Origin of the sequence: Streptomyces sp. NPDC052043 (genome assembly GCF_044548235.1) — a bacterium.
Lineage (GTDB): Bacteria > Actinomycetota > Actinomycetes > Streptomycetales > Streptomycetaceae > Streptomyces.
This window is the reverse complement of the sequence record NZ_JBIUBT010000006.1, coordinates 38668-64533: the sequence shown is the minus strand read 5'-3', so window position 1 is coordinate 64533 and position 25866 is coordinate 38668. Positions and strand designations below refer to the sequence as shown.

At 71.1% G+C, this 25866-nt stretch carries 25 protein-coding genes, 1 tRNA gene and 1 pseudogene; 12 read left to right on the top strand and 15 right to left on the bottom strand.

Annotated features, from left to right (window positions below; genetic code table 11):
• Positions 1–27: 27 nt before the first annotated feature.
• A complete protein-coding gene (locus tag ACIHCX_RS17140; protein ID WP_400030794.1) occupies positions 28–2010 on the bottom strand; it encodes an NAD-binding protein in 1983 nt (660 codons plus the stop codon).
• A gap of 298 nt (positions 2011–2308) precedes the next feature.
• Between ACIHCX_RS17140 and ACIHCX_RS17135 the strand changes: the two genes are divergently transcribed.
• Positions 2309–2896, top strand: a complete 588-nt coding sequence (locus ACIHCX_RS17135) for an RNA polymerase sigma factor (protein WP_400030101.1) — start codon at positions 2309–2311, stop codon at positions 2894–2896.
• Complete coding sequence (locus ACIHCX_RS17130; RefSeq protein ID WP_400030099.1) at positions 2886–3668, top strand: hypothetical protein; 783 nt, start codon at positions 2886–2888, stop codon at positions 3666–3668. The genes ACIHCX_RS17135 and ACIHCX_RS17130 overlap by 11 nt, the downstream gene beginning before the upstream one ends.
• A 25-nt stretch (positions 3669–3693) precedes the next feature.
• Here ACIHCX_RS17130 and ACIHCX_RS17125 read toward each other — a convergent pair whose 3' ends face one another.
• From ACIHCX_RS17125 to ACIHCX_RS17100, 6 genes and pseudogenes are all read right to left on the bottom strand, one after another.
• A complete protein-coding gene (locus ACIHCX_RS17125; protein ID WP_400030097.1) occupies positions 3694–5574 on the bottom strand; it encodes an ABC transporter ATP-binding protein in 1881 nt (626 codons plus the stop codon).
• A 14-nt stretch (positions 5575–5588) separates the two neighbouring features.
• Positions 5589–5762 (bottom strand): hypothetical protein, encoded by a 174-nt coding sequence (locus ACIHCX_RS17120; protein ID WP_400030095.1) that lies wholly within the window; start codon positions 5760–5762, stop codon positions 5589–5591.
• A 207-nt stretch (positions 5763–5969) separates the two neighbouring features.
• A complete protein-coding gene (locus ACIHCX_RS17115) occupies positions 5970–6386 on the bottom strand; it encodes a YeeE/YedE thiosulfate transporter family protein (RefSeq protein WP_400030093.1) in 417 nt (138 codons plus the stop codon).
• Complete coding sequence (locus tag ACIHCX_RS17110) at positions 6386–7147, bottom strand: YeeE/YedE thiosulfate transporter family protein (protein WP_400030091.1); 762 nt, start codon at positions 7145–7147, stop codon at positions 6386–6388. Before ACIHCX_RS17110 ends, ACIHCX_RS17115 begins: the two co-directional genes overlap by 1 nt.
• Positions 7148–8395: 1248 nt before the next feature.
• Positions 8396–8578 (bottom strand): DUF397 domain-containing protein, encoded by a 183-nt coding sequence (locus ACIHCX_RS17105; RefSeq protein ID WP_400030089.1) that lies wholly within the window; start codon positions 8576–8578, stop codon positions 8396–8398.
• A pseudogene (locus ACIHCX_RS17100) lies at positions 8490–9406 on the bottom strand (Scr1 family TA system antitoxin-like transcriptional regulator). The gene ACIHCX_RS17105 and the pseudogene ACIHCX_RS17100 overlap by 89 nt, the downstream one beginning before the upstream one ends.
• A 159-nt stretch (positions 9407–9565) precedes the next feature.
• Between ACIHCX_RS17100 and ACIHCX_RS17095 the strand changes: the two are divergent.
• Positions 9566–10030, top strand: coding sequence for an ATP-binding protein (locus tag ACIHCX_RS17095; protein WP_400030792.1), 465 nt, complete (start codon positions 9566–9568; stop codon positions 10028–10030).
• Positions 10031–10372: 342 nt separating this feature from the next.
• Here ACIHCX_RS17095 and ACIHCX_RS17090 read toward each other — a convergent pair.
• The 3 genes from ACIHCX_RS17090 to ACIHCX_RS17080 form a co-directional block, all read right to left on the bottom strand.
• Positions 10373–10446: transfer RNA gene (locus tag ACIHCX_RS17090), tRNA-Pro, on the bottom strand.
• Between the two features lie 33 nt (positions 10447–10479).
• Positions 10480–11313 carry a Pr6Pr family membrane protein gene (locus tag ACIHCX_RS17085; protein WP_400030087.1) on the bottom strand — a complete coding sequence of 278 codons (834 nt, stop codon included), beginning with the start codon at positions 11311–11313 and terminating at the stop codon, positions 10480–10482.
• Positions 11314–11501: 188 nt separating this feature from the next.
• Positions 11502–12428, bottom strand: coding sequence for a metallophosphoesterase (locus ACIHCX_RS17080; protein ID WP_400030085.1), 927 nt, complete (start codon positions 12426–12428; stop codon positions 11502–11504).
• 151 nt (positions 12429–12579) lie between these two features.
• Between ACIHCX_RS17080 and ACIHCX_RS17075 the strand changes: the two genes are divergently transcribed.
• Positions 12580–13044, top strand: coding sequence for a GatB/YqeY domain-containing protein (locus ACIHCX_RS17075; RefSeq protein WP_400030083.1), 465 nt, complete (start codon positions 12580–12582; stop codon positions 13042–13044).
• Between the two features lie 153 nt (positions 13045–13197).
• Here the strand turns inward: ACIHCX_RS17075 and ACIHCX_RS17070 are convergent, their stop codons facing one another.
• Entirely contained in the window at positions 13198–15447 is a 2250-nt protein-coding gene (locus ACIHCX_RS17070) for a transglycosylase domain-containing protein (RefSeq protein WP_400030081.1), read from the bottom strand.
• Positions 15448–16054: 607 nt separating this feature from the next.
• Here ACIHCX_RS17070 and ACIHCX_RS17065 point away from each other — a divergent pair.
• Entirely contained in the window at positions 16055–16393 is a 339-nt protein-coding gene (locus tag ACIHCX_RS17065) for a WhiB family transcriptional regulator (protein ID WP_400030079.1), read from the top strand.
• Positions 16394–16460: 67 nt separating this feature from the next.
• On the opposite strand, the gene ACIHCX_RS17060 is transcribed toward ACIHCX_RS17065, so the two are convergent.
• Together ACIHCX_RS17060 and ACIHCX_RS17055 are read right to left on the bottom strand one after the other, a co-directional pair.
• Positions 16461–17837, bottom strand: coding sequence for an ArsA family ATPase (locus ACIHCX_RS17060; RefSeq protein WP_400030077.1), 1377 nt, complete (start codon positions 17835–17837; stop codon positions 16461–16463).
• Positions 17834–18811, bottom strand: a complete 978-nt coding sequence (locus ACIHCX_RS17055; protein ID WP_400030075.1) for an ArsA family ATPase — start codon at positions 18809–18811, stop codon at positions 17834–17836. The genes ACIHCX_RS17060 and ACIHCX_RS17055 overlap by 4 nt, the downstream gene beginning before the upstream one ends.
• 106 nt (positions 18812–18917) lie before the next feature.
• On the opposite strand from ACIHCX_RS17055, the gene ACIHCX_RS17050 reads away from it, so the two are divergent.
• From ACIHCX_RS17050 to ACIHCX_RS17035, 4 genes are all read left to right on the top strand, one after another.
• On the top strand, positions 18918–19076 hold the full coding sequence (locus ACIHCX_RS17050) for a DUF4177 domain-containing protein (RefSeq protein WP_009189813.1): 159 nt from the start codon (positions 18918–18920) through the stop codon (positions 19074–19076).
• Entirely contained in the window at positions 19073–19537 is a 465-nt protein-coding gene (locus ACIHCX_RS17045; protein WP_400030073.1) for a RidA family protein, read from the top strand. Before ACIHCX_RS17050 ends, ACIHCX_RS17045 begins: the two co-directional genes overlap by 4 nt.
• Before the next feature lie 71 nt (positions 19538–19608).
• Positions 19609–20478 carry an NUDIX hydrolase gene (locus ACIHCX_RS17040; RefSeq protein WP_400030071.1) on the top strand — a complete coding sequence of 290 codons (870 nt, stop codon included), beginning with the start codon at positions 19609–19611 and terminating at the stop codon, positions 20476–20478.
• A gap of 43 nt (positions 20479–20521) precedes the next feature.
• Positions 20522–21352, top strand: a complete 831-nt coding sequence (locus ACIHCX_RS17035; protein ID WP_400030069.1) for an MBL fold metallo-hydrolase — start codon at positions 20522–20524, stop codon at positions 21350–21352.
• Between the two features lie 120 nt (positions 21353–21472).
• Here ACIHCX_RS17035 and ACIHCX_RS17030 read toward each other — a convergent pair whose 3' ends face one another.
• Entirely contained in the window at positions 21473–22147 is a 675-nt protein-coding gene (locus ACIHCX_RS17030; protein ID WP_125498000.1) for a Crp/Fnr family transcriptional regulator, read from the bottom strand.
• Positions 22148–22455: 308 nt separating this feature from the next.
• Here ACIHCX_RS17030 and nth point away from each other — a divergent pair, with 308 nt between their 5' ends.
• From nth to ACIHCX_RS17015, 3 genes are all read left to right on the top strand, one after another.
• The gene (gene nth, locus ACIHCX_RS17025) at positions 22456–23487 is read left to right on the top strand and encodes an endonuclease III (RefSeq protein WP_400030067.1); all 1032 of its coding nucleotides are present in this window, start codon (positions 22456–22458) and stop codon (positions 23485–23487) included.
• Between the two features lie 90 nt (positions 23488–23577).
• Complete coding sequence (locus ACIHCX_RS17020; RefSeq protein ID WP_400030065.1) at positions 23578–24282, top strand: NUDIX hydrolase; 705 nt, start codon at positions 23578–23580, stop codon at positions 24280–24282.
• 98 nt (positions 24283–24380) lie between these two features.
• A complete protein-coding gene (locus ACIHCX_RS17015) occupies positions 24381–25580 on the top strand; it encodes a MarP family serine protease (protein WP_400030063.1) in 1200 nt (399 codons plus the stop codon).
• Between the two features lie 21 nt (positions 25581–25601).
• Here ACIHCX_RS17015 and ACIHCX_RS17010 read toward each other — a convergent pair whose 3' ends face one another.
• Positions 25602–25781, bottom strand: coding sequence for a hypothetical protein (locus ACIHCX_RS17010; RefSeq protein WP_400030061.1), 180 nt, complete (start codon positions 25779–25781; stop codon positions 25602–25604).
• Positions 25782–25866: the final 85 nt, after the last annotated feature.

Genomic DNA, 25866 nt, shown 5'->3' with positions numbered 1-25866 from the left:
TCACGGGCTCCGCACGCCCCCGCACCCCTACGCTCCCTGCGCCCCCGTTCCTGTCCCTGTCCCCGTTCCTGTCCGTCCCGTCCGCTCCCGCGACCTGCGGCCCAGCAGCTCCGCCAGCCCGCGCCGGGTCGCCGCGAGCACCACCCGGTCCTCCTTCCGCAGGACATAGGTGCCGGGCAGGTTCCACACCAGCCCCGAGACCCGGTCGGGGTGCTCGGCCGCCGCTTCCGGAGCGGCCGGTTCCCGCCGTTCGCCCGCGGCCATCCCCACGTCCAGCGCCAGCACCCGCCAGTACCCCGGCCGGAAGGCCTCCGCGACCGTCCTGCCCTCCAGCTGCGGATGCCCACCCACGTCCACGGACGCGAACAGCAGCACCCGCCGCTCCACCGGGATCGCCCCCAGGATCTGCCGGCCGAACATTGCACCGGCGAACGCGGGCGCCGCCAGGTGCGTCACGCTCCGGCTGCGCGTCAGGGCGTGCGGGTGCGCGGCCCGCAGGGTGCGGTACACCGCGGTGGCGAAGTCGTCGTCGTACAGCCGCAGCACCACCCGCAGGTCGGGGCGCACGGACCGCGCGTACAGCACGGCCTCCAGGTTCGTGGTGTCCGCGCTGGTCACGGCGAGCAGCGCGTGCGCGCGGTGGATCTTCGCGGCCTCCAGGACGCCCTCCTGCGTGACGTCCCCGAGCACCACCGGCACCCGCAGCCGCCGCGCCGTGGCCACCCCGCGTGCCTCCGGGTCCGACTCCACGCACACCACGGGAATGCGCAGCTCCCGCAGCCGTGTCAGCACCCGGGTGCCGATCTTCCCGAGTCCCAGCAGGACGACGTGCCCGCCGAGCCCCCGCGGCGGCCTGCGCAGTGCGGACGCCGAGCGGAACGTGCCCAGCGCCTCGAGCACCGCGGCCAGCACCACGGGCAACAGCAGCACACCCACCAGCCCGGTCAGCAGTTGCAGGAGCTGCCGTCCGGCCGGCTCGCCGAGCGCGGGGTCGTCGATGGCGAACAGGTCGAGCAGCGTCAGGTACACCGCGCCCAGCGGATGGACCCCGGCCACCAGCCACAACGCCACCGCGAGCGCGACCACGCACGCCGCCAGACCCGCCACCGTCCACCGCAGCCGCCGTGAGAACAGCGACGTCAGCGGCGGCACGGCGGCCGCCACCACGCGCCGCGCGGACAGCGGCTCGGCGGCGTACGAGACCTGCTCCAGCACCACGGTCCCGCGTCCGGTGGCCGCCCGTACCGCCGCCTCGTCCGGCAGCAGCTGCGGCCGCTGGTCGCCGCTGTCCTCGGAACCGTCCGCGCCGGCCGGGTCGCTGGCAGTGGCGGACAGCAGCGCCAGGGTGCACAGTCCGGGGTCGGCGACCTGTCCCGGCGCGGGCGGCGGCCGTTCCACCGCGCGCAGCAGAAGCGCGTCGGTCTGGACGACCTTGCTGGTGCCGACGACGGCACTGGCGGCCAGCGCGGGCGCGGCGGTGTCCGCGTCGGACAGCACGGTCGTGGAGGCGTCGGCGCCCGCCGCGTCGCCGCCGCCGACCGCCAGCGCTGCGGCCTGGTCGAGGAGCTCCTCGATGTGCTGGCCCAGCCGCCGGTTGTACAGGCGCACCACGAGCCGCAGTCGAGGGTTGAGGCGGCGGGCGGTCAGGGCGGCGCGGATGTTGGTCTCGTCGTCGTCGTACACCAGGGCCAGTGCCGCCGCCCGCTCCACACCCGCCTCCGCGAGCACGGTATCGGTCAGTTCGGCGGCCTCCACCAGCCGGTCCCCGTCGGCCGGCGGATCACCGCCGCGTGCGCCGCCCGCACCGCTTCCGCCGTTGCCCGACGTCCGGTTGACGGCCGCGCTCACCACCCGGTCCAGCAGCGCCGAAGCCGTACGGACCCGGCCCGCCCCCGGCGGCTGGACCCTCCGCTCGGAGGGCGGCACGACCAGCGTCACCTGTTCGCCGTACACGCCGCGCAATTCCGCGGCCAACCGTTGTGCGAGCCCGTCGTCCCCGCACACCACCATGTGCGCGCCCGAGCCGGCCGGCACCCCACCCTGATACGGAACGCTCCCCACGAGGGAAGAGACTGCCTCAGCGGGACCGGTGGTTCCACCATCCACCCCGGACCGGCGATCTTTCCGGCGGTCCGGGTGACACCGCACGACCGGTACGACCGGACGTGGAACCGGTAAGAAAATCGCAGGTCTGCCGTCTGTACGGGCCGACCGACCGGCGGGGGCGGCCGTCTCGCGAGAGAATCGGAGCATGGGATTCCGTTTGGGACGGGCAATCCGCGGACGGGGATGGCCCGTATATACGGATGTGTCACGGTTCCGCTTCCCGGCGGGCCGCCTCCCGGACGAGGCTCTGCTGTCCGGGTTGGCCACCGGGGATCCGGACCTGGCGGTGAGTTTCGTCCGCAGGTTCCAGCACCGGGTCTTCGGTGTGGCCATCGCGGTCACGGGAGATCCGCAGCTTGCCGAGGACATCTCGCAGCAGACCTTCGAGAGGGCGTGGCGCCATGCACAGATCTACGACTCGCGGCGTGGGTCGGTCACCACGTGGCTGACCACCATCGCGCACAACCTCGCCATCGACACCGTACGGTCCCGGCGCCCTGAGCCGGTCGCGCCGGAGGACCTCGACGCGATCCTGGACGTCGTCAGCGAGAGCCCGGAGCGGTACGCGCTGGCCGACGAGGCGTCCTCCCGGCTGCGGGCCGCCGTGGCCGAACTGCCGCCCGAACAGGGCCGTGCCCTGGTGCTGGCGGGTATCTACGGCATGACCGCCCAGCAGGTCGCCGACTGGGAGCAGATTCCGCTGGGCACCGCCAAGACGCGGATCAGGACGGGAATGGGAAAGCTGCGGACCACGCTCGCTTCCTTCCAGCGAGGGGACCATGTCGAGTGAGTTCACCTGTGAGCGCCTGCGCGAGATCGGCGCCGAACTCGCTCTCGGTGTACTGCCGGGCCGGGAGCGGGCCGGTGCCGTCGCGCACCTGGACCGGTGCGCGGACTGCCGTGAGTACATCCGCCAGCTGACCCTGCTCGGCGACCGGCTGATCGGGCTGCTTCCGTGCAGTGAACCGCCGGTCGGGTTCGAGAGCCGGGTGGCACAGGCGCTGCGGCAGCGGGCCGCGGGGCCGGGCCGGCAGGCGTCGGCGCACGAGGGGCGCCCGCACGACCGCGGGTCACGCGTCGCGCGCCCGGGGCCCTTCGGCCGGATCAGGCCCCAGGTCGCCGCCGCCTCGGGCGCGTTGGTGCTCGCGATCGGTTTCGGCGGCTGGGCCATCGGTACGGCGATCGAGGACACCATGACCGGTCCCGCTCCCGCTGTCGCTGCCGGGGCAGGCATGCTGTGGGGCGGGCTCGTCTCCGCCGACGCGGGCAAGCCGTCCGGCGAGGTCTACGCCCACCGCGGGTCCCCGGGCTGGGTCTACATGACCGTCGAGCTTCCACCTCAGGCCGGAGACTCCCCCTACGACGGCAAGGTCACCTGCGTACTGGTACGCAAGGACGGCAGCACCGTCCGCCTGGGCGACTTCACGTTGCACGGCGGCCGCGGCTCCTGGGGCGGTCCGGCCGCCATCGACCCCGCGACCCTGGCCAGCGTCCGGGTGACGGCACCCGACGGCACACCGCTGGCCAGGGCACATGTCTCCACGGGTACCGCTGTGTCATGACGGCCGTGTCATGACAGTACGGCGGTCATGACAGTACGGCGCCGTTCGGTGGTATGCCGGTCTGCCCGGTCTGCGGGGGAGAGGCCGCCTGCAACCGGTGCAGCTGCGTGTACGCACCGCCGCGCAGGAACAGCTCGTCGTGGGTTCCGGACTCGACCACCCGCCCGTGGTCGAGGACCACGATCCGGGTGGCGTCGCGGACCGTGAGCAGGTTGTGGGAGATGACGATGGTCGTCCGGCCGGACATGAGCCGGCGCAGCGGTGCCATGATCCGGTGGCCCGACTGGGCGTCCAGGCCGGTGGTGGGCTCGTCGAGGAGCAGCACGGGCGCGTCCCTGACCATCGCGCGGGCGATGGCGAGCCGCTGGCGCTGCCCGCCGGACAGCATCCGGCCACGCTGGCCGACCACGGTGTCGTAGCCCTCCGGGAGCAGCCGGATGAACTCGTCGGCGTCGGCGGCGCGGGCCGCCTCCACGATCTCGGCGTCGGTCGCGTCGGGCCGCCCGTAGGCGATGTTCTCCCGCACCGTGCCGTGCAGGACGAGCGTCTCCTGCAACACCACCGCGACGTTGTCCCGCACGTCGGACAGGACCAGCTCCCGCAGATCGGTGCCGTCGAGGCGGACGGTGCCCTGGTCGGGGTCGTAGAACCGCAGGAGCAGCTTGGCCGCTGTGGACTTCCCGGCGCCGCTCGCCCCCACCAGTGCCAGGGTCTCGCCGCGGCCCACCCGGAACGACACCTCGGACAGCGCCCAGCGGGAGGTGTCGGGGTAGCGGAAGGACACGCCGTCGAACTCGACCTCGCCGCGTGCCCGGCCGGTCCGCCGGGCGTCCGGCGCCTCGTGCACCTGGGGCCGCTGGTCGAGCAGCTCGGCGATACGTTCGGCGGAGGCGGCCGCGGAGAAGAAGGCGGGGCCGAGGTGGGAGAGGCCGCGGACCGGGGTGTACAGCTTGCCGATCAGCGCCAGGAAGACCAGCAGTCCGCCCAGCGTGAGCTGGCCCTGGGCCAGTTTCCAGGTGCCCAGGCCCATGACGGCGAGGCCCCCGCACACCTCGATGAGCTCCACGAGCGGCTGGTAGACGGCCCGGATCCGCGTCGAGGCCATCGTGGCGCGGAACTGGCCCAGGTTCTCGCGCTGGAAGCGGTCCTGCTCCCAGACCTGACGGTTGTACGCCTGGACCAGGGTCACGTTGCCCAGCGACTCCTCGGCGACCGCGCTGAGCGAGCCGCTGCGCCGCGTGCGTTCCCGCGACGCCTCCTTGGTCAGCCGGGCGAAGTGACGCGCGGAACACCAGAACAGCGGCACGATGACCATCGCGAGGAGAGTGAGGTCCCAGCGCAGGTAGAAGAGCAGACCGAGGAAGACGCCCAGCTGGAGCACGTAGTAGAGCACGTCCGCCAGACCGGAGAGCAGGAGCGTCTCGACGGTGTCGACGTCCTCGGTGAGCCGCGCGAGCACGTCTCCCAGCCGCCGCCGTTCGAAGAATCCCGGCGACAGCCCCTGGACGTGCCGGAAGGCGTCGGCGCGCAGGGCCACCATGAAGCGTTCGCTGACATAGGCGGAGATCATGTCGTCGGCGAAGCCGATGATGCCGGACAGGACGATGAGCCCGACGTACGTCGGCGCGATCCAGAGAAAGGCGGAGAGGTCCCGCGGGACGAGTACCTGGTCCACCACGATCTTGAACAGCCACAGTTCGGCCGCGGCGACGAGGGGCTCGAGCAGACTGAGCAGGATCACTGGTACCAGCCAGCCGCGGAGCCCGCGTGTGTAGGGCCAGAACCGCCGGAAGGTCTCGCGCGCGGGCAGCGGCGGCGCCGCGTCGACCACGGCGTCCGTCTCGTCGCTGTCGACGGACAGCAGCCGCACGACGAGCCGACGAAGCGGACCGGCTCGCTCAGACACCGGTCCGCTCCGTATCACTTGTCGTGGCCAAAGCCGGTCGCCCTAGTAGTAGCGCCCGCCGCGTCCGCCGCGTCCGCCGCGTCCGCGTCCGCCGCGTCCACCGCGTCCACCGCGTCCGCGTCCACCGCGTCCGCCGCGTCCGCCGCGTCCGCCACGTCCACCGCGCCCGCCGCGTTCGTCGAGGTCACGGCCCATGGTCGGGAAGAGAGCGTTGAAGATCGCCATTGAGTCCTCCTGGAACATGTCTGAAACATGCCTCGTGAGTAGATACGTCCCGGAGGCGGAATCGGATGGCGTTTTTGGTAAAGGTGGGGCAAATGTGTCTCCCGCCCGGCGCGGCGCGCATCGGGCGGGAGACCTGAGGCCTTACGGCCGACGGGAACGGCGTCCCCTCGTCACAGCCCGCAGGAGCCGCGGTCCAGGTGGAAGAAGCGGGCGTTGGCCCAGCGGCACAGCCAGATGCCGACGGCGACGCCGGCGATGGTCACCGCGGCGGGCAGGTAACCGCCGGCGACCTGGATGATCGGGATCGCCGGGCAGCCGCCCGAGATCGCCCACCCCGTGCCGAACAGCACCGCTCCGGGGATCACACCGGCGTGGATCCGCCCGGGGGTCCGACGCACCCGCAGCAGGGCGAACGCGAGCACGATGATCACGACGGCGCCCGCGAAGGACAGGAACATCCGCAGGTCCTGGAAGGTGAACATGCGGTTCAGCTCGGCGTAGTCGCCGAAGCCGATGTTGGAGACGGTGAAGCCGAGGGCCAGGCCGGTGATGATGTTGGCGAGCAGGATCGCGCCCCGGGTACGCATCAGATCACCTTCCACAGGAGGAACGACACCGCGACGGCGGTACCGAAGAACACGGCGGTCGCGACGATGCTGACCGGTCGCAGCCGGCCGCAGCCGCTCAGTCCGTGGCCTGAGCTGCACCCGCCGGCCAGCCGGGTGCCGAAGCCGACCAGCACGCCGCCCAGGAACAGCAGGACGACCATGGTGACCGGATCGCCGGTGACCAGCTCCCGGAAACCGGGGCCCATGTCGTAGCGCAGCTCGAACCGCCCGGACACGAGCGAGGCGATCAGTCCGCCCAGGAAGATCGACACCAGCAGGGCGGCCTGGGTGATCAGCGGGGCGGGGCGCTGGCTCGTGACCGAGGAACCTTCGGACGCCACGGGGTCGGCGTCGGGCGCCGGCGGCTGCGTCGCCCCGTAGGCGGCCGACGGGTCCGCGTACGGGACCTGCTGCCCGTCCGGCGCGTACGGCGACTGCGGGTCCGCGTACGGGGACTGTCCCGGGTACGGGGACTGCGGTTCCGCGTATGGGGAAGGGGGCGAGGCCGGTGCGCCGGGCAGCGTTCCGAAGTGCTCCGCGGTGGCCGCGGCGAGCGCTTCGGCGAGCGCCTCGTCGTCGGCGAACTCGTCGTCCATCTGTTCGAGACGGCGTTCGCTGCGCCAGTGCAGCACGCGGTCCCAGGCCGAGGACACCCCGAAGGAACGGTCGGTGGTGAGGGTGTAGTTGACGGTGACCAGGGCGAGCCCGACCGCGCCCGCCCACCAGGGCCAGTAGTTCATGCCGGACCTCTCATCCAGTCGGCGAGCCGCCCCAACAAGCCGCGCTTCGCGCTGGTCGCCTGCCCCGACTGCCGGGCGGTGCGGCCCGACGGCTGGGGAGTCGGCGGGTGCGGAGCCTGTGCGTGGAATGACGGCGTCTGGGCAGCCAGTGTGTGGGGTGACGGTGCGTGGGGTGACGGTGCGTGGGGCGATGGTGCGTGGGGTGACGGCTGGCCGTACGGGGCCGGCGCCGCGGGCGTCGCCCCGAACCAGGCCGCGCTCCCCGGTTGTTCGGGTCCTGACGAGGCCGGCTCGGGCGGTCCGGCCGGTATCGACTGTGACCACGTGTCGGGCCGCGGCTGTGGCTGCGGCTGTTGCGGTGGCCGCGGAGCCTGCCGGGGTGTCTGCGCGGAGTTGGTCGCGCTGGACCGGCTCGCACCGGACGTGCCTTCGAGGTGCCGCGCGGTCGCTCCGTTGGGCAGCAGGCTGATCGGCACGCGCTCACCGGTGAGCGACAACTGGTAGCGGGCGCAGTCGTGCCACTGGTCCGCGCTGTCGCAGTAGTAGTCGCGCCAACCCTGCAAGCTCGCCCTGAGCAGGGGGAAAAGGGGGCATCCCTCGGCGTGCGAGCAACCCACGTTGCTCCCTCCTGACCGGCGCGGACCGCCCGTTCAAAAGGGGCGGCCGCCGTTTCCTGGTTCCTGTCCTTGTCGCGCCCGCTCGACGATCAAAAGAGTCGGGGAATATCGACACAGAGCCGAATTGTGACTGCCAGTCACCGCGTTCAGCCGTGATGGAACCACTTTCCCGGCGCCCCGGGCAACCCGACTGGGTTTTCTGGCCGAACCGCTTGACATTGCTCCGTGAGATGCGCCACGTGAAAGACCTGTTCGCCCACCTCAGATGTCCGGATATTTGCCGGCCACCAGCAGGTCTTGATCGCGATTCGGACTCATGATCCCGGCCGTCGTGGGCGCGAATCAGTTGTTTGTGGAGAGGGTGCGAATGTTCGACAGGGTTGTGGTGGGGCCGTGAATATTGCAGATCAGCCCGTCCGGGACAACGCGGAGATCATCACCGATTACAGAATGCGAACCCTTCCGAACACTCCACCTGAATCCGGCCGAAGACCCGGACGGGAGAATTCGACACCCGCGGAACTTTCCCGACCACCGAATTCCCCTTCCCCGCACGGAAGATGACCTCCAGAACAAGGACACGCACCTCGAACCCATGTGCCATGGGTTCCTTTGGGAGGACCTGGTCGGCTCAGACGCGGTGACGGCCGACCTTCAACTCGCCTATGAAGGCCGCCCAGGAGTCAGCCTCGAAGGTCAGGGCGGGACCGTGCGGGGCCTTGCTGTCACGGACGGGGACGACGCCGGGGAACCCGTCCGCCACCTCCACGCAGTTGCCGCCCTCCTGATTGCTGTAGCTGCTCCTGTGCCACACGGCGCCGTTCAGATCGGGACGGGACCTTCGCTCCACGGTGGTTGCCCTCCATCATCGAGGATTTGGCCGAGGTCAGGAGTTTCGCGCTGACCTACGATCGGCTACGGGCGGCAGCTCTGCCCCCGCTCATGTCGCTCGACATGATCCGATCCGTGAAGCTGGCCGTAGTGTGCGTCTTCGGTGTAGGCGACTTCGGACTCGTCCGGCATGGCCAGAACTGTCAGCGAGCCGCCCATCACTTCGTGCTCGCCCTGGTCGAACGGCAATACCTGCACGGTGACATGGGGCTGCGATGCGGCCTCAAGCAGTCGCTCCAACTGCTCGCGCATGACGGCCTGGCCACCGACGGGACGCCTCAGTACCGCTTCGTCGAGGATGACCCCACAGCTCAGGCCGACCGGGAGCACTGAGGCGTTCCTGCCGCTCCAGGCGGGCGGTGATCCGCTCTTCCAACTGTTCCTGACTGTTCAGCGTCCGGCCGACGCTCAGCACCGCTCGCGCGTACGCCTCGGTCTGCAGTAAGCCCGGTACCACGTGGGCCGCGTACTCCTTGATGGACACCGCCCGCTCCGAGTACTCCATGAACGTCCGCGACCAGTCCGGAAACGCCTCCCGGTACACGTACGGCCAGAGCTCGACCAACAAGTTGTCCGTACCGAGAGCCGCGTCCAGCGCCCGCGCCAGCTCCAGCGTTGGCTTCGCGCCGGAAGCCCGCTCGATCTGCGTGATCCGCGTACTCACCACGTGGGTGATCTCGCCGAGTTGGGCCTGGGTCAGCCCGGCCGCCATGCGCAGCCTGCGCACTCGCGCGCCGAACAGGGCCGCCATGGACGCGCTCGGGTCAATTCCATGGGCCAAAGCATCACTTCCGTTCCTTACGGCCTGAAAAGTAAGCCTGCGCCACCTGTTGAGCGTAGGGCGACCGGACGACGCTTGGGAACGGAACGTGACGACTCGTGCACTTGGCGGGAAGGTAGACAGGCCGTGCTGACAGGAACGAACACACCGGGAGAGGGCGTAGCGCCCAACTACCACCACTCCACGGAGCAGTTCGCCTCCACGCCTAGGGGCGCGCGGCTGGCCCGGCGCCTTGCCGTGCGGCGCATGGAGGGGTGGGGGTACCCGCCGGCGTCGGACGCGTCGTGCACGATCGCGCTCATCGTCGCCGAACTTGCGGCGAACGCCGTACGGCACGGCCGGGTCCCCGGCCACGGCTTCGCACTGAGTCTCGCCCTCGACACGACGGCCGACGTGATCCGCGTCGAAGTGGCGGACGCCGCCTTGGCCAAACGCCCACCGGCGAGTGCCCCTTCGACCCACCCCGACGGGGAGTCGGGTCGCGGTCTGCTCCTGGTGGACGCCCTGGCCATGCGCTGCGGTGGTAATCGCCGTGTTCCTGCTGGCTCTCGCAACCGATGGCGGTGCCGCGTCGCGCAACGGAGTCGAGACTGACGGGCACGGCGGCTACTACTACACCCGCTCCCACGGGACGGAGCGGCGCACCGAAAAGATCGCGCTCACGGAAGACGAGTACCACGAGGCCAACCAGGCCCAGGCCCGCGTATCCGTTCATGCATGCTTCCACGCCGGGGGCAGCCTTCTGGCCCTCGTAGCCGCATCGCCGGGGCCACCCGGCACGCAGAGATCGGCGCGGAGGCCATGGACGTGATCTTTGCCCAGCGGCGGGCGACAGCCGCCCGCGAGGCTTGATCAGAATCCTTTGGCCCCCTGTTTGGCCCCCCGAGCACGACAGAGGCCGCATACGGAAATCCGTATGCGGCCTCTGGACCAGCGTCGGGGTGGCGGGATTTGAACCCACGACCTCTTCGTCCCGAACGAAGCGCGCTGCCAAGCTGCGCCACACCCCGATGTCGCTGCTTGTCGCGGCGACGACGTTTACTTTAGCCCACTGGTGGCCGGAGACGAAATCCGATTCTGGCTCGGCGGCGGATCGGGTTCGGGCGGGTGTGGTCGGCGGCCACCAGGAGGAGCGCCAGGGCGTAGATGGAGAGGCCCAGGAGGAGCGCGGTGGCGAGGACGTGCTTGTAGCCGTGCTCGGAGACGTCCAGGAAGGGGTGGAGATAGCGGTCGGGGGCGTCGGCGGGGAGCAGTTCCCCGCGGATGAGGGAGAAGGCCAGGTAGGCCAGGGGGTAGAGCAGCCACGGCGCGGCCTGGTGCAGGTGGAGGCGGTCGGGTGCGGTGAGCAGGAGCCAGTCCAGGAGGGCGGCGATCGGGGCCGCCGTCAGCAGGATCAGGGTGGCCGTCCGCTGCCAGAGCGGGTGGGTGCCGGGCTCGCCCGTGATCGAGAACGCCGGCGACGTGCGGGTCAGCAGCACGTGGTGCACGAGAGCCGTGATCACCGTGTAGAGCACGGCCGCTCCGGTCAGCCAGGCCGGCAGGGGCTGGCGGGCGGTCCAGGCCCGGCGGGCCGAGAGGAAGAGGACCAGGGCCAGGAGGATGCTGCTCTGGATCGCGAACGCGCTCAGGACGCGGGGTGGGGAGCCGAGGTGCAGTTCCACCGCCACGGCGGCTGTGATCGCCGCGGCGGTGAGGAGGCGGTAGACCGCGGCCCCGAGGTGGCGGGTGGGCGCCACGACGGCGGTCGGGGGGACGAAGGAGGGGGGCATCAGCTTGACGATGCCCGGGATCACGGGGAGCTCCGGTATGTCCCGAGGCAGGGAAGGCGTCGGAGGTATCTCCGGCACCTCGGGCAGTTCGGGGGTCTCGGCGGCCATTCCCTCACGGTAGGAAGGGCGGACATAGGGGGCGATTCGGGTAACCCGTTCGGGTTATGGATTCCCGTACCGGGGGAGGGGCCGTTCCCGGTGCCGAGGGCACGGAACCGGCCCGGTGCCAAGGACACGATTCCGGGCCCGTACCGGCCCCTGCCCCGTTGGAGACCGACCCCCGCCCCGCTACCGCGTCAGTCCCGCTCCACCAGCGTCAGCAGGGTCGCCTCCGGCGGGCAGGCGAAGCGGACCGGGGTGTAGCGGTTGGTGCCGCAGCCGGCCGAGACGTGCAGGTAGGACGTGCGGCCCTCGGCGGTGTGGGTGGAGAGGCCCTTCACGCGGTCGGTGTCCAGATCGCAGTTGGTGACCAGGGCGCCGTAGAAGGGGACGCAGAGCTGGCCGCCGTGGGTGTGGCCGGCCAGGACCAGGGGGTAGTCGTCGGCCGTGAAGGCGTCCAGGACGCGCAGGTACGGGGCGTGCACCACGCCCATCGAGAAGTCCGCCGAGGTGGACGGGCCGCCCGCCACCCGCGCGTAACGGTCCCGCTTGATGTGCGGGTCGTCCAGGCCCGTCAGCTCCACCGAGAGGCCCTCGAGCTTGAGCGTGCCGCGGGTGTTCGTCAGGTTGACCCAGCCGGCCGCGTCGAAGCCGTCGCGCAGGTCCTCCCACGGGTTGTGGATCGCCCCCACGGCGGGCGCGTTGCCGTTCAGACCGTGCCGGCCGCTGGTCTTCTCCAGCAGGTAGCGGGCGGGGTTGCGCAGCTTGGGGCCGTAGTAGTCGTTGGACCCGAAGACGTAGGCACCGGGGAACTCCATCAGCGGGCCGAGGGCGTCGAGGACCTCCGGCACGCCTTCCGGGTCGGACAGGTTGTCGCCCGTGTTGATCACGAAGTCGGGGCGCAGTCCGGCCAGCGAACGCAGCCAGCGCTGCTTCTTGCGCTGGCCGCCGACCATGTGGATGTCGGAGACCTGGAGGACACGCAGGGGGCGCATTCCGGAGGGCAGGGCCGGGACCGTCACCCGCCTCAGGCGGAAGGAGCGGGCTTCGAACCCCGCCGAGTAGAGAAGACCGGCGGCCGCGACCGCCGTGATGCCCAGGGGAACTCCGTATCGCGCGCGCATGTGTCCATCGTCTCAGGCCGGTGCCGTGCGGCGGAAATCGCCGGTGGTCGGGTGCGGCGCCAACGGGCGGGCCCCGTCCGGAGATCCACGTTCCCCCGGGCTCCGTAAATCGGCGCGCGGGTGCCTTGCCGTACCTGCGACAATCAAATACATGACCACGCTCAAGTCGAAGCTGCACGATGACCTCAACGCCGCGATCAAGAAGCGTGACGAGCTCCGCTCCTCGACGCTCCGGCTGACGCTCACCGCGATCACCAAGGAGGAGGTCGCGGGCAAGGAGAAGCGTGAACTCTCCGACGACGAGGTCCTCAAGGTGATCACCAAGGAGGCCAAGAAGCGCCGGGAGGCGGCCGAGGCCTTCGCGCAGGGTGGTCGTGCCGAGTCGGCCGAGCGGGAGAAGGCGGAGGGCGAGGTGCTCGCCGCGTACCTGCCCAAGCAGCTGTCCGACGAGGAGCTGGACCGGATCGTCGGCCAGGCCGTGGAGGAGGCGAAGGCCGCCGGCGCGGAGGGGCCGCGGGCCATGGGCGCGGTCATGAAGATCGTGAACCCCAAGGTCGCGGGCCAGGCCGAGGGCGGCCGTGTCGCCGCCGCGGTCAAGAAGCTCCTGGCCGGCTGACCCGGCGGGTCCTCGGGAGGGACCCGGGTACGGACGCGGCGGGTCCTCGGGGACGGACCGGATATACGGATACGTACGACGAAGGGGCGCCGGCGATGGCCGGCGCCCCTTCGTCGTGGGCGGGGCGCGGAACCGCGCCCCGCCGTCTGCCCGTCAGCCGTGGCGTCCCCCGTTGCCGTTGCCGCGCGGTCCGCCGTTCTGGCCCTGGAAGAGGCCGTCCGGGAGGGAGAAGGTCGGGTTCGGGCGGGGACCCTGGCCGTTGTTGCCGCCGTTGTCACCGCCGTTCCCGTGCCCGTTTCCGTGGTCCCTGCCCTTGTGCTTGTCCTGGTCCTTCTTGGGGTCCGGGATGTCCACGAGGTTGAAGGTCGGGGCGTCCTTGCCGGCCAGCGCACCCGACATCATGTCGCGCCAGATCGGGCCGGGGACCTGGCCACCGAAGACCTTCGCATAGGGGACGCCGCCGATGGTGATGTCGACCATCTTCCGCTTGTGCGCCGGGTCACCGACCCAGACCGCGCCCGCCATGTTCGGCGTGTAGCCGACGAACCAGGCCGCGAAGCGGAAGTCCGTCGTACCGGTCTTGCCCGCGCTCGCACGGTCGCCGAGGCCGGCCTGCGTGCCCGTACCGTCCTCGACCACGCCCTTCAGCAGCGTGTTGATCGTGTCGGCGGTGGTCTCCGACATCGCGCGCGAGCAGGTCGACTTCGGGACGGCCAGGGACTTCTTCTGGTTGCCGGTGGCCTGGGTGATCGACTCGATGGCGATCGGGGTGCAGTACGTGCCGCGGGAGGCGAACGTGGCGTACGCGCTCGCCATGGTCAGCGGCGACACCTCCTGGGTGCCGAGCGCGATCGACGGGTTCTGCTCGATCGGCCCGCCGTCCGCGCGCCGCACGCCCATCTTGCCGGCCATGGTCGTCACCGGGCAGATGCCGATGTCGCTGATCAGCTGCACGTAGTAGGTGTTGACCGACTTGGCGGTCGCCTCCTTCATGCCGTACGGGCCGAACTCCGTCTTGTTCTCGTTGGTGAGATCGTAGCCCTCCGTGTTCACCCAGTTCTTGCCGTCGCAGGCGGCGACCGGGCTCGGGTACGCCATCTTGTAGGGCGACGAGTACTCCTGGGTGGCGGGCTTGCCGCCCTCGACGGCGGCCGCGGCCACGATCGGCTTGAACGTCGAACCGGGCTGGTAGCCCGCGCCACCGCCCATGGCCTTGTCCACCGAGAGGTTGATCTGGGTCTCGTTCTTGCCGAAGCCGTACGGACGGGACTGGCCCATGGCGAGGATCTTGCCGGTGCCGGGTTCGACGATGGTCGCGGCGGTGGCCACGGCGTCGCTCGCGTTGACGTGGTCGTGGACGGACTTCTCCAGGGAGTCCTGCGCCTGGGGGTCGAGCGTCGTGCGGATCGTCAGACCGCCGCGGTTCCAGATCTTCGCCCGGTCCGTCCGGGTCTTACCGAACACCGGTTCGTTCAGGAACACTTCGCGGACGTAGTCGCAGAAGAAGCCCGCGCCCCTGACCGCCGTGATGCAGCCGTTGCGCGGCTGGGTGACCTTCAGGCCCAGCGGCTGCTTCTTGGCCTTGTCGGCCTCCTCCTGCGAGATGTCGCCGACACTGGCCATGCGCTGCAGGACGGTGTTGCGCCGCTTGATGGCCTCGGCCTCGTTGTTGACCGGGTCGTAGTGGCTCGGGGACTGGACGATGCCGGCGAGGAGCGCCGCCTCGGGCAGGGTCAGGTCCTTGGCGTGCTTGGAGAAGTAGCGATCGGACGCGGCCTCGATGCCGTAGGCCTGCTGGCCGAAGAACGTGATGTTCAGGTAGTTCTCGAGGATCTTCTTCTTGCCCAGGTCCTGCTCGAGCTGGATCGCGAACTTCAGTTCCTTGATCTTGCGCCCGATGGTCTGCTGGGTGGCCTGCGCGACCTTCGTCGGGTCGTCGCCGGCCTCCTCGATGAACACGTTCTTGACGTACTGCTGGGTGAGCGTGGAGGCGCCCTCGGAGACCCCGCCGCTCTGTGCGTTCTTGTTGAGCGCGCGCAGCACGCCCTTCAGGTCGATCGCGCCGTGCTCGTAGAAGCGCGAGTCCTCGATCGCGACGAGCGCCTTCTGCATGTACGGCGAGATGTCCTTCAGCGGGACCACCGTGCGGTCGCGGGAGTAGACCTGGGCGATCGGCTCGCCCTTGTTGTCCAGGATCGTGGTCCGCTGACTGAGCGGCGGACGCTTGAGGTTGGCCGGGATGTCGTCGAACCCCGTGGCCGATCCCTTGGCGGCCAGGCCCAGCGCGCCGGCCGCGGGCAGTGCGATGCCTGCCATCACAGCTCCCGCGAGCACACTGACACCGAGGAACTTGGCGGCCTGCTGCGTTGGCGACAGACCACCGCCCGAGCGCTTCTTTGGCATGGGGGCAGCCTAATCCGTAGTGATGAACGTTCCGACGGAGTGGGCCTTCTCGGAATGTTCGAATACAGGATCGTGACATCCCGGGCGGCCCGGTGGGTGCGCCGGTGCCGCGAACCATTGGTGAGGCGGCGGGCCGGCCGGTGCCCGCGGCGAGCGACGTGAGGTGTCTACGTTCTCATTCGCCGGACACGCGTATAGGCCTTGGCCTAAGCTGCTCTCGACTGTCACAGCGGTGCGGACACGTATCCATACGTCCGGCGGCTCCAGAACGTTCCGGCTCCGTTCGGCTTTTCTGCCCGGGTGGTCCGGATGGTGCGGGGCGCGCGGTCGGGGCGTGTGGGATGCGTGCCTGAATTCACCCTGTATGTCAATCGGTGCCCGTTGTGGCACACGGTAACTGCCCTGCTTTGCCGGGAATGTCGCGCATGTCGCCAGCTCACTCCCCCGGGTGATCTGCCGCTTCCCCATAGTCCGTTCGGACCATTCAAGATTGGGCCCGCTGGGGGTGTTGCGCTGTGCCCACCTTCCGTAACGTCCTCAACTGGCGGCGGTGAATATGCCGCTGCCGCCGTGGGGGAGCCTCGATTCGGGAGAGGACGGCGCCGGTATGGGCTGGGTAACCGACTGGAGTGCGCAGGCGGCCTGTCGCACTACCGATCCGGATGAACTGTTCGTTCAGGGAGCAGCGCAGAACAGGGCCAAGGCGGTGTGCACCGGATGCCCGGTCCGCACCGAATGCCTCGCCGACGCGCTCGACAATCGCGTCGAGTTCGGCGTCTGGGGGGGAATGACGGAGCGTGAGCGCCGCGCACTGCTGCGCCGGCGCCCGACCGTGACCTCCTGGCGTCGGCTGCTGGAGACCGCGCGCATGGAGTACGAGCGGGGCGCGGGCCTGGTGGCCCTCGCCGACGACCAGGTGTACGAGGACTACGCGGCGGTGGGCTGAGCAACGGGCTGGGGCGTCGTCCTTCCTGGGCGGTCCGCCTTCCTGCCTCCTGGGCCGCGGGCGCGCGTCAGGCGCCCGGCTCGGGCAGCTCGCGGCGGTGTTCCGCGAGCCGGTTTCCGATGTCCCGCAGCCCGACGAGGTCGTGCACGTCCCCGGGCAGCGCGGCCACTTCGGCCACCGCCACCTCGGGATGCAGGGCGGTGAAGCGGTCACGCGTGCGCTGCTCACGGGAGAGCAGCTGCATGCGTTCGGCGTGCAGCCTCAGCAGGCCCGCGGTGACCTGGTCGACGGACGGCTCCGGCTCGAAGTCGTCGTCGGCGGGCGTCTCGAGGTCCGCAGAAGGCGCACCGGGATCGGGATGAGCGACGGGAGAGTCGGAACTACCGTACGTTTCGGGGGAGTTACGAAGTCCAGCTTTCCCGTCCTGCTGATCCACAATGCGGGACTCGTCAAGATTTTCCGCGGCGGCGAGCGCCCGCTCGGCCGACAGCTCGCCGGCACCGCTGCCGTGCACCCGGTTGAGTACCAGACCGGCCAGCGGCATCCTCTCCGAGGCCAGTCGCTGCACGAAGTACGCGGCCTCGCGCAGCGCGTCCCGCTCCGGGGCCGCGACCACCAGGAAGGCGGTTCCCGGCGCCTGGAGCAGCTTGTAGGTCGCGTCCGCGCGGGTACGGAAGCCGCCGAAGGTCGTGTCCATCGCGGCCACGAACGTCTGGACGTCCTTGAGCAGTTGGCCGCCGAGCAGCTTGCCGAGCGTGCCGGTCATCATCGACATCCCGACGTTCAGGAACTTCATCCCCGCGCGCCCGCCCAGCTTCGCCGGGGCCGTCAGCAGCCGGATCAGCCGCCCGTCGAGGAAGGAGCCGAGCCGCTTGGGCGCGTCCAGGAAGTCCAGGGCGGAGCGGGAGGGCGGGGTGTCGACGACGATGAGGTCCCACTCGTCCCGGGCCCGCAGCTGGCCCAGCTTCTCCATCGCCATGTACTCCTGCGTGCCCGCGAAGCCGGCGGAGAGCGACTGGTAGAAGGGGTTCGCCAGGATCGCGGCCGCCCGCTCGGAGTCCGCGTGCGCCTCGACGACCTCGTCGAAGGTGCGCTTCATGTCCAGCATCATGGCGTGCAGCTCGCCCTCGCCCTCGGTGCCCTTCACCCGGCGCGGGACGTTGTCCAGGGAGTCGATGCCCATGGACTGGGCGAGCCGGCGGGCCGGGTCGATGGTCAGGACGACCACCTTGCGGCCGCGCTCGGCGGCGCGCAGGCCGAGGGCCGCCGCGGTGGTGGTCTTGCCGACCCCGCCCGAGCCGCAGCACACCACGATCCGCGTCGTCGGGTCGTCGAGCAGCGGATCGACCTCGAGCACGCGCGCGGGTGCCAGATGACGGGCGCCGTCGTACGCCTGGGCGGAGGTTCGCGCGGTCTCCCTCGCGGGTGCCGGGTCCGGGCTCATGACATCCCCTGCTTCCGCAGCTCGGTCGCCAGTTCGTACAGGCCCGCCAGGTCCATGCCCTCGGCGAGCAGCGGCAGTTCGTGCAGGGGCAGACCCAGCTCGCTCAGCACCGACCGCTGCTCCTCCTCCAGCGTGTAGCGCTCGGCGAACTCCTCGGCCTGCTCCAGCAGCGGACCCACCAGCCGCTCGGCGTTCTGGCCGCGGCCTGCCCCGCCGAGGCCGGCGGAGGACAGCGACCGGGCGAGCGCGGTGCGCGAAGCGGTCCGTACGAGTTCCAGGTCGTCCGCGTCCAGCACCCGCGGGCGCACCATGTTCACGATGGTGCGCCCCACCGGCAGCCGGGCGGCGCGCAGTTCGGCGATGCCGTCGACGGTCTCCTGGACCGGCATCTCCTCCAGCAGCGTCACCAGGTGCACGGCCGTCTCGGGCGACTTGAGCACCCGCATCACCGCCTGGGCCTGGTTGTGTATCGGGCCGATCTTCGCCAGGCCCGCCACCTCGTCGTTGACGTTGAGGAAGCGGGTGATGCGGCCGGTGGGCGGCGCGTCCATGATGACGTAGTCGTAGACGAACCGGCCGCTGCGCTCCTTGCGCCGCACCGCCTCGCACGCCTTGCCGGTCAGCAGGACGTCCCTGAGGCCGGGCGCGATGGTGGTGGCGAAGTCGATGGCGCCGAGCTTCTTCAGGGCCCGGCCGGCACCGCCCAGCTTGTAGAACATCTGGAGGTAGTCCAGCAGGGCCAGTTCGGGGTCTATGGCCAGCGCGTACACCTCCCCGCCCCCGGGAGCGACCGCGATCTTCCGTTCCTCGTAGGGCAGCGCTTCCGTCTCGAAGAGCTGTGCGATGCCCTGCCGGCCCTCGACCTCGACGAGGAGCGTCCGCTTCCCCTCCGTGGCCAGGGCCAGCGCGAGGGCGGCGGCGACCGTCGTCTTTCCGGTCCCGCCCTTGCCGCTGACGACCTGGAGCCTGCTCACGTATTCGAGACTAACCAGTCCGCGCTCGGGTCACGCGGGAGGCTGTGGACAACCGGCGTCGTGGTCGGCCGCACGACCCCGTGGAGGCAGGGATACAGTCGCCCACATGACCAAGTGGGAATACGCAACCGTGCCGCTGCTCGTCCATGCCACGAAGCAGATTCTGGACACCTGGGGCGAGGACGGCTGGGAGCTCGTCCAGGTCGTGCCCGGGCCGAACCCCGAGCAGCTGGTGGCCTACCTGAAGCGGGAGAAGCAGGCATGAGCGCGGTCGAGGCGAGGCTGGCGGAGCTGGGCCTGAGGCTGCCGGAGGTCGTGCCGCCGCTGGCCGCCTACCAGCCCGCCGTGCGGTCCGGTGTGTACGTCTACACCGCCGGCCAGCTGCCGATGGTGGACGGCAAGCTCCCGGTCTCCGGCAAGGTGGGCCTGGAGGTCACCGCGGAGGAGGCCAAGGAGCTGGCGCGCACCTGTGCGCTGAACGCCCTGGCGGCCGTCAAGTCCGTCGCGGGCGACCTGGACCGCGTCGCGCGTGTGGTGAAGGTCGTGGGCTTCGTCGCCTCGGCGTCGGACTTCACCGGCCAGCCCGGGGTCGTCAACGGCGCCAGCGAGCTGCTGGCCGAGGTTCTCGGGGACAAGGGCGTGCACGCGCGCAGCGCGGTCGGTGTGGCGGTGCTGCCGCTGGACGCGCCCGTGGAGGTGGAGATCCAGGTCGAGCTGGAGCCGTAGTCCGAGCCCGGAGCCGGGCCTGACCTCGGCCACCTCTCGAACATTCGCTCACCAGGGGATAGCCTCCGCCCATGGCGAATGGGCAGTGGTTTCCCCCGGACTGGCCGGACCGTATCCGCGCACTCGCGGACGGCTCCCTCACACCGGTCACGCCGAAGCGCGCGGCCACCGTCATGCTCCTGAAGGAGACCGGTTCCGGTCCCGCGGTGCACATGCTGCGCAGACGCGCCTCCATGGCCTTCGCCGGAGGCGCGTACGCGTACCCGGGCGGTGGCGTCGACCCCCGTGACGACGACCACCACGTCCGCTGGGCGGGGCCCTCGCGCGCGTGGTGGGCCGACCGGCTCGGCGTCGACGAGCAGGCGGCCCAGGCGATCGTCTGCGCGGCCGTGCGCGAGACCTACGAGGAGGCCGGCGTCCTGCTCGCCGGCCCCGACGCGGACTGTGTCGTCGGCGACACCACGGGTGGCGACTGGGAGGCCGACCGCGCCGCCCTGGTCGCCCGTGAGCTGTCGTTCGCGCAGTTCCTGGACCGCCGGGGCCTGGTCCTGCGCTCGGACCTGCTGGGCGCCTGGACCCGCTGGATCACCCCCGAGTTCGAGCCCCGCCGCTACGACACCTGGTTCTTCGTGGCCGCCCTGCCCGAGGGCCAGCGCACCCGCAACGCCTCCACGGAGGCCGACCGCACGGTGTGGACCACCCCCGCCGAGGCGGCGGCCGCGTACGACCGGGGCGAGCTGCTGATGATGCCGCCCACCATCGCCACCCTGCGCCAGCTGACGTCCTGCGGCAGCCCCGCCGAGGCGCTCGCTGCCGCACCGTCCCGCGACCTGACCCCTGTGCTCGCGCGGGCCCGCCTGGTGGACGGCGAGGTGGTCCTGACCTGGCCGGGGCACGACGAGTTCACCCAGCACATCCCGAGCGGCACGGCACGCCCGTGAGCCGCCGCCCCCGCCCGGCCGAGGTCCAGGAAGGCCCCCTCGCATGACGGACGCAGCAGCGCTCCCCGGGCAGCCCCGGGGCGGCGTACTGGCCGGCCCCGCCACCGTGCGGGCCGTCAACGTCCTCGCGCCCAACGCGTCCCCCATGACCCTGGACGGCACCAACACCTGGATCGTCTCGGAGCCCGACTCCGACCTGGCCGTCGTGGTCGACCCGGGGCCGCTGGACGAGGGTCACCTGGCCCGTGTGGTCGCCACCGCCGAGGAGGCGGGCAAGCGGATCGCGCTGACCCTGCTGACGCACGGCCACGCCGACCACGCCGAGGGCGCCACCCGCTTCGCCGAGCTGACCCGCACGCGCGTGCGTGCGCTCGATCCGGCCCTGCGGCTGGGCGACGAGGGCCTGGGCGCGGGAGACCTGATCAAGGTGGGCGGGCTGGAGCTGGCCGTCGTGCCGACCCCGGGCCACACCGCCGACTCCCTGTGCTTCCACCTGCCGGCCGACCGCGCCGTGCTCACCGGCGACACGATCCTGGGCCGCGGCACCACCGTCGTCGCGCACCCCGACGGGCGTCTGGGTGACTACCTGGACTCGCTGCGACGGCTCAGGTCCCTCACGGTCGACGACGGCGTCCACACGGTCCTGCCGGGCCACGGCCCCGTCCTGGAGGACGCCCAGGGCGCCGTCGAGTTCTACCTCGCCCACCGGGCCCACCGGCTCGCCCAGGTCGAGACGGCCGTCGAGTCGGGCCACCGGACCCCGTCCCAGGTCGTCGCGCACGTGTACGCGGACGTGGACCGCTCCCTGTGGCCCGCGGCCGAGCTCTCGGTACGTGCCCAGATGGAGTACCTCCGGGAGCACGGGCTCATCTGACGACCGACGACGGGGGCGCCGCCCGACGGCCGCCGAGGGCCCTGTGCCGGCCCCGTGCGAACAGCCGACGACGAAGGCCCCGTCCCGGCCGGGACGGGGCCCACAGATGTCGCGGACGGGTCAGCGCGAGCGCTTGGCGAGGCGCTCCACGTCCAGCAGGATCACCGCACGGGCCTCCAGCCGGAGCCAGCCGCGCTGGGCGAAGTCGGCCAGGGCCTTGTTCACGGTCTCGCGGGACGCGCCGACCAGCTGGGCCAGCTCCTCCTGGGTGAGGTCGTGCACCACGTGGATGCCCTCCTCGGACTGCACGCCGAAGCGGCGGGAGAGGTCCAGCAGGGCACGGGCGACACGGCCCGGAACGTCGGAGAAGACCAGGTCCGACATCTGGTCGTTGGTCTTGCGCAGGCGCCGGGCGACGGCGCGCAGCAGGGCGCCGGCCACCTCGGGCCGCGCGTTCAGCCAGGGCTGGAGGTCGCCGTGGGCGAGGGCGAGCATCTTGACCTCGGTCAGCGCGGTCGCGGTCGCGGTGCGCGGGCCCGGGTCGAACAGCGACAGTTCGCCGATGAGCTCACCGGGGCCGACGACGGCCAGCATGTTCTCGCGGCCGTCCGGGGACGTGCGGTGCAGCTTGACCTTGCCCTCGGTGACCACGTAGAGACGGTCGCCCGGGTCGCCCTCGTGGAACAACGAGTCGCCTCGTGCGAGTGTCACCTCCGTCATGGAGGCGCGAAGCTCCGCGGCCTGCTCGTCGTCGAGCGCCGCGAAGAGCGGATTGCGCCGCAGAACGTCGTCCACGAGTTCTCTCCTTGTCGACCTGCTCAGAGGATCTTGCTCCCCTGCGTGCCAGGGGTCCGTGTTCCCCATTTTGCCGGACGGTCCAAACAGTGTGATCTGTCACAAGGATGCCGCACAGGTGTGCCCTCATACGCGGCAGGGGGCCAATCGGGGGCCGATCCCCGGGGTCCGGAGCGGATGTCGGTGCTGGGCTTTAGGCTGGCCGGGTGTCCAAATCGCCGGTGAGAGCGCAGGCCGAGGGGGCTGGGCGGGTGGTTGCAGGTCAGGATTCCGCTGTGGGCGAACAAGGGCTCGGCGATGGAACGAACATGGCAAAACCGGCGAAAAGGGCACCCGTGAAGAAGGCGGAAGCCGCGCAGAAGGCGGCACCTGCGAAGAAGACGGCTGCGAAGAAGACGGCACCCGCGAAGAAGGCGGCCCGCGCCAAGAAGGCGGCCTCGGCCGGGAGCGCGCCCCCCGTCGGGAAGGCCGTGGCTCCCCGGAAGGTGGCGGTCGCGCCGAAGAAGGCCACCGCCGCCGTCAGGAAGGTCGCGCCGGCGAAGACGCTCGCCCCGAGGACGCCGAAGAACGAGTCGCGCACGGCCCTGGTCCGCCGAGCCCGCCGTATCGACCGCGAGCTCGCCGAGGTGTATCCCTACGCCCACCCCGAGCTGGACTTCGAGAACCCCTTCCAGCTGCTCGTCGCCACGGTCCTTTCGGCCCAGACCACGGACCTGCGGGTCAACCAGACCACGCCCGCGCTGTTCGCCCGGTACCCCACTCCCGAGGACCTCGCCGCCGCGAACCCCGAGGAGGTCGAGGAGATCCTGCGGCCCACCGGCTTCTTCCGGGCCAAGACCAAGTCGGTGATAGGCCTGTCCAAGGCGCTGGCGGAGGAGTTCGGCGGCGAGGTCCCGGGGCGGCTGGAGGATCTCGTCAAGCTCCCCGGCGTCGGCCGCAAGACCGCCTTCGTGGTCCTCGGCAACGCCTTCGGCCGGCCCGGCCTGACCGTGGACACGCACTTCCAGCGGCTGGTGCGGCGCTGGCAGTGGACCGAGGAGACCGACCCCGAGAAGATCGAGGCCGCCGTCGCCGGGCTCTTCCCCAAGAGCGACTGGACGATGCTCTCGCACCACGTGATCTTCCACGGACGCCGCATCTGCCACGCCCGCAAGCCCGCGTGCGGCGCCTGCCCGATCGCCCCGCTCTGCCCGGCCTACGGCGAGGGCGAGACGGACCCGGAGAAGGCGAAGAAGCTGCTGAAGTACGAGAAGGGCGGCTTCCCGGGCCAGCGGCTCAAGCCGCCGCAGTCCTACCTGGACGCCGGCGGCAGGCCGGCACCTCCGCTGGGGGCCGGATGACACCGGCGGAACGATCCCGATGCCGTCGGGCGTTGGACACGGCAGGACGGCGAGGGACACGGCGGGGCGCCGAGGGGAACGGGGGCGGCGATGACGCGGGCGAGTGAGGTGAGCGGGGCGCAGGGCGGCTCGGCGGCACTCAGCACCGAAGGGCTGCCCGGCTGGCTCGAGCCGGTCGCGCGTGTGGCGGAGACGGTCCGGCCGGTCCAGCTGAGCCGCTTCCTGCCGCCCAAGAACGGCGCGGGGCGCCAGTCCGCCGTCCTGATCCTCTTCGGTGAGGCCGAGCGCGGACCCGAGCTGCTGCTCATGGAGCGGGCGAGCTCGCTGCGCTCGCACGCCGGCCAGCCCTCGTTCCCCGGCGGGGCGCTCGACCCCGAGGACGGCGATCCGCAGGGCGACGGCCCGCTGCGGGCCGCGCTGCGCGAGGCCGAGGAGGAGACCGGTCTCGAACCGGGCGGCGTCCAGCTGTTCGGCGCGCTGCCCCGGCTGTACATCCCGGTCAGCGGCTTCGTCGTCACGCCCGTGCTCGGCTGGTGGCGCGAGCCCAGCCCGGTCGGCGTCGTCGACCCGGCGGAGACCGCACGCGTGTTCACCGTGCCCGTGGCGGATCTCACGAACCCCGACAACCGGGCCACGACCGTCCATCCCAGCGGCCACCGAGGCCCGGCATTCCTGGTCGAATCGGCCCTCGTGTGGGGCTTCACCGCCGGGATCATCGACCGCCTGCTCCACTACGCGGGCTGGGAGCGTCCCTGGGACAGGGACAAGCAGGTCCCGCTCGACTGGCGATCATGACAGGGTGGGCACCGCGGCGGTGCAGCCGGGGGCGGAACCCCCGTCCGACGCAGGCCGGCCCGGGGTGATCGGAACATGATGAGGCGAGGCTCGACGCGGTGAACGTGCTGGACATCCTGCTGCTGATCGCCGCCGCGTGGTTCGCGGTCGTGGGCTACCGCCAGGGATTCGTCGTCGGCGTCCTGTCGGTGATCGGCTTCCTGGGCGGCGGGCTCGTCGCCGTGTACACGCTCCCGGTCATCTGGGACGCGGTGACGGACAACACACCGGTCAGCACCACCGCGGCGGTCGTCGCGGTCGTCGTGGTGATCGTCTGCGCCTCGATCGGTCAGGCGCTGACCACCCACCTCGGCAGCAAACTGCGCGTGTACATCACCTGGTCCCCGGCCCGCGCCCTGGACGCAACCGGCGGCGCCCTCGTCAACGTCGCCGCCATGCTGCTGGTCGCCTGGCTGATCGGCTCGGCCCTCGGCGGCACGACGATACCGACGCTGGGCAAGGAGGTGCGCAACTCCCGGGTGCTGCTCGGGGTCTCCGAGGTGCTGCCCGCGCAGGCCGACACCTGGTTCGCGGACTTCACCTCCGTCCTCGCGCAGAACGGCTTCCCCCAGGTCTTCAGCCCCTTCGCCAACGAGCCCATCACCGACGTCCAGCCCCCGGACCCGGCGCTGGCGAACAGCGCCGTCGCCCTGCGCGCCAAGCAGTCCGTCGTCAAGGTCATGGGCACGGCGCGCAGTTGCGGCAAGGTGCTGGAGGGGAGCGGCTTCGTCTTCGGGGACCGCCGGGTCATGACCAACGCGCACGTCGTGGGCGGCGTCGACGAACCCACCGTCCAGATAGGCGGCGAGGGACGCAAGTACGACGCCAAGGTCGTCCTGTACGACTGGCACCGCGACATCGCCGTGCTCGACGTGCCGGACCTGAAGGCGCCGGCCCTGAAGTTCACCGGCACGGAGGCGCGCAGCGGCGTCGGCGCGATCGTCGTCGGCTTCCCGGAGAACGGGTCGTACGACGTCCGTGCCGCGCGGGTGCGCGGGCGCATCACGGCCAGCGGCCCGGACATCTACCACCGCGGCACCGTGCGCCGTGACGTCTACTCGCTGTACGCGACCGTGCGCCAGGGCAACTCCGGCGGCCCGCTGCTCACGACCGACGGCAGGGTGTACGGGGTGGTGTTCGCCAAGTCCCTCGACGACGCCGACACCGGCTACGCGCTCACGTTCGACGAGATCCGGCAGGACATCGCGCAGGGTCGTACCGCGAACCAGCAGGTGGGCAGCGACGACTGCGCGCTGTAGGCCGTGCCGGACGGCGCCGGGTCAGCTGCGGCTGTGACGCAGGCGTACCGAGACCCAGCGCGCTCGGCGGCGCAGGATGCGGGGAATGCCCACCCGTGGGTCCGTGTCCGTCAGCTGCGGAGTGCCGCGCTGATGGGAGTTGGGACCGCTCGCCGAACGGCGGGTGCGTGCTACGTCGTTGTAGTCGTGCGTCCAGCCCATACCGGGACGTCTGCCCCCGCCGCATGGTCGATAACCGCCCACGCACTCTCCAATTGGCCTATGCGCCGGGCAAGTGGCAGTTCGC

Coding starts and splice junctions, on each gene's coding strand:
- ACIHCX_RS17115 (WP_400030093.1), bottom strand. CDS start 6,386: ATGCGTACCCGGGGCGCGATCCTGCTCGCCAACATCATCACCGGCCTG.
- ACIHCX_RS17070 (WP_400030081.1), bottom strand. CDS start 15,447: ATGCCAAAGAAGCGCTCGGGCGGTGGTCTGTCGCCAACGCAGCAGGCC.
- ACIHCX_RS17110 (WP_400030091.1), bottom strand. CDS start 7,147: ATGAACTACTGGCCCTGGTGGGCGGGCGCGGTCGGGCTCGCCCTGGTC.
- ACIHCX_RS17050 (WP_009189813.1), top strand. CDS start 18,918: ATGACCAAGTGGGAATACGCAACCGTGCCGCTGCTCGTCCATGCCACG.
- ACIHCX_RS17065 (WP_400030079.1), top strand. CDS start 16,055: ATGGGCTGGGTAACCGACTGGAGTGCGCAGGCGGCCTGTCGCACTACC.
- ACIHCX_RS17060 (WP_400030077.1), bottom strand. CDS start 17,837: ATGAGCCCGGACCCGGCACCCGCGAGGGAGACCGCGCGAACCTCCGCC.
- nth (WP_400030067.1), top strand. CDS start 22,456: ATGGCAAAACCGGCGAAAAGGGCACCCGTGAAGAAGGCGGAAGCCGCG.
- ACIHCX_RS17045 (WP_400030073.1), top strand. CDS start 19,073: ATGAGCGCGGTCGAGGCGAGGCTGGCGGAGCTGGGCCTGAGGCTGCCG.
- ACIHCX_RS17140 (WP_400030794.1), bottom strand. CDS start 2,010: ATGGTGGTGTGCGGGGACGACGGGCTCGCACAACGGTTGGCCGCGGAA.
- ACIHCX_RS17085 (WP_400030087.1), bottom strand. CDS start 11,313: ATGGCCGCCGAGACCCCCGAACTGCCCGAGGTGCCGGAGATACCTCCG.
- ACIHCX_RS17080 (WP_400030085.1), bottom strand. CDS start 12,428: ATGCGCGCGCGATACGGAGTTCCCCTGGGCATCACGGCGGTCGCGGCC.
- ACIHCX_RS17010 (WP_400030061.1), bottom strand. CDS start 25,781: ATGGGCTGGACGCACGACTACAACGACGTAGCACGCACCCGCCGTTCG.
- ACIHCX_RS17075 (WP_400030083.1), top strand. CDS start 12,580: ATGACCACGCTCAAGTCGAAGCTGCACGATGACCTCAACGCCGCGATC.
- ACIHCX_RS17040 (WP_400030071.1), top strand. CDS start 19,609: ATGGCGAATGGGCAGTGGTTTCCCCCGGACTGGCCGGACCGTATCCGC.
- ACIHCX_RS17035 (WP_400030069.1), top strand. CDS start 20,522: ATGACGGACGCAGCAGCGCTCCCCGGGCAGCCCCGGGGCGGCGTACTG.
- ACIHCX_RS17020 (WP_400030065.1), top strand. CDS start 23,578: ATGACGCGGGCGAGTGAGGTGAGCGGGGCGCAGGGCGGCTCGGCGGCA.
- ACIHCX_RS17130 (WP_400030099.1), top strand. CDS start 2,886: ATGTCGAGTGAGTTCACCTGTGAGCGCCTGCGCGAGATCGGCGCCGAA.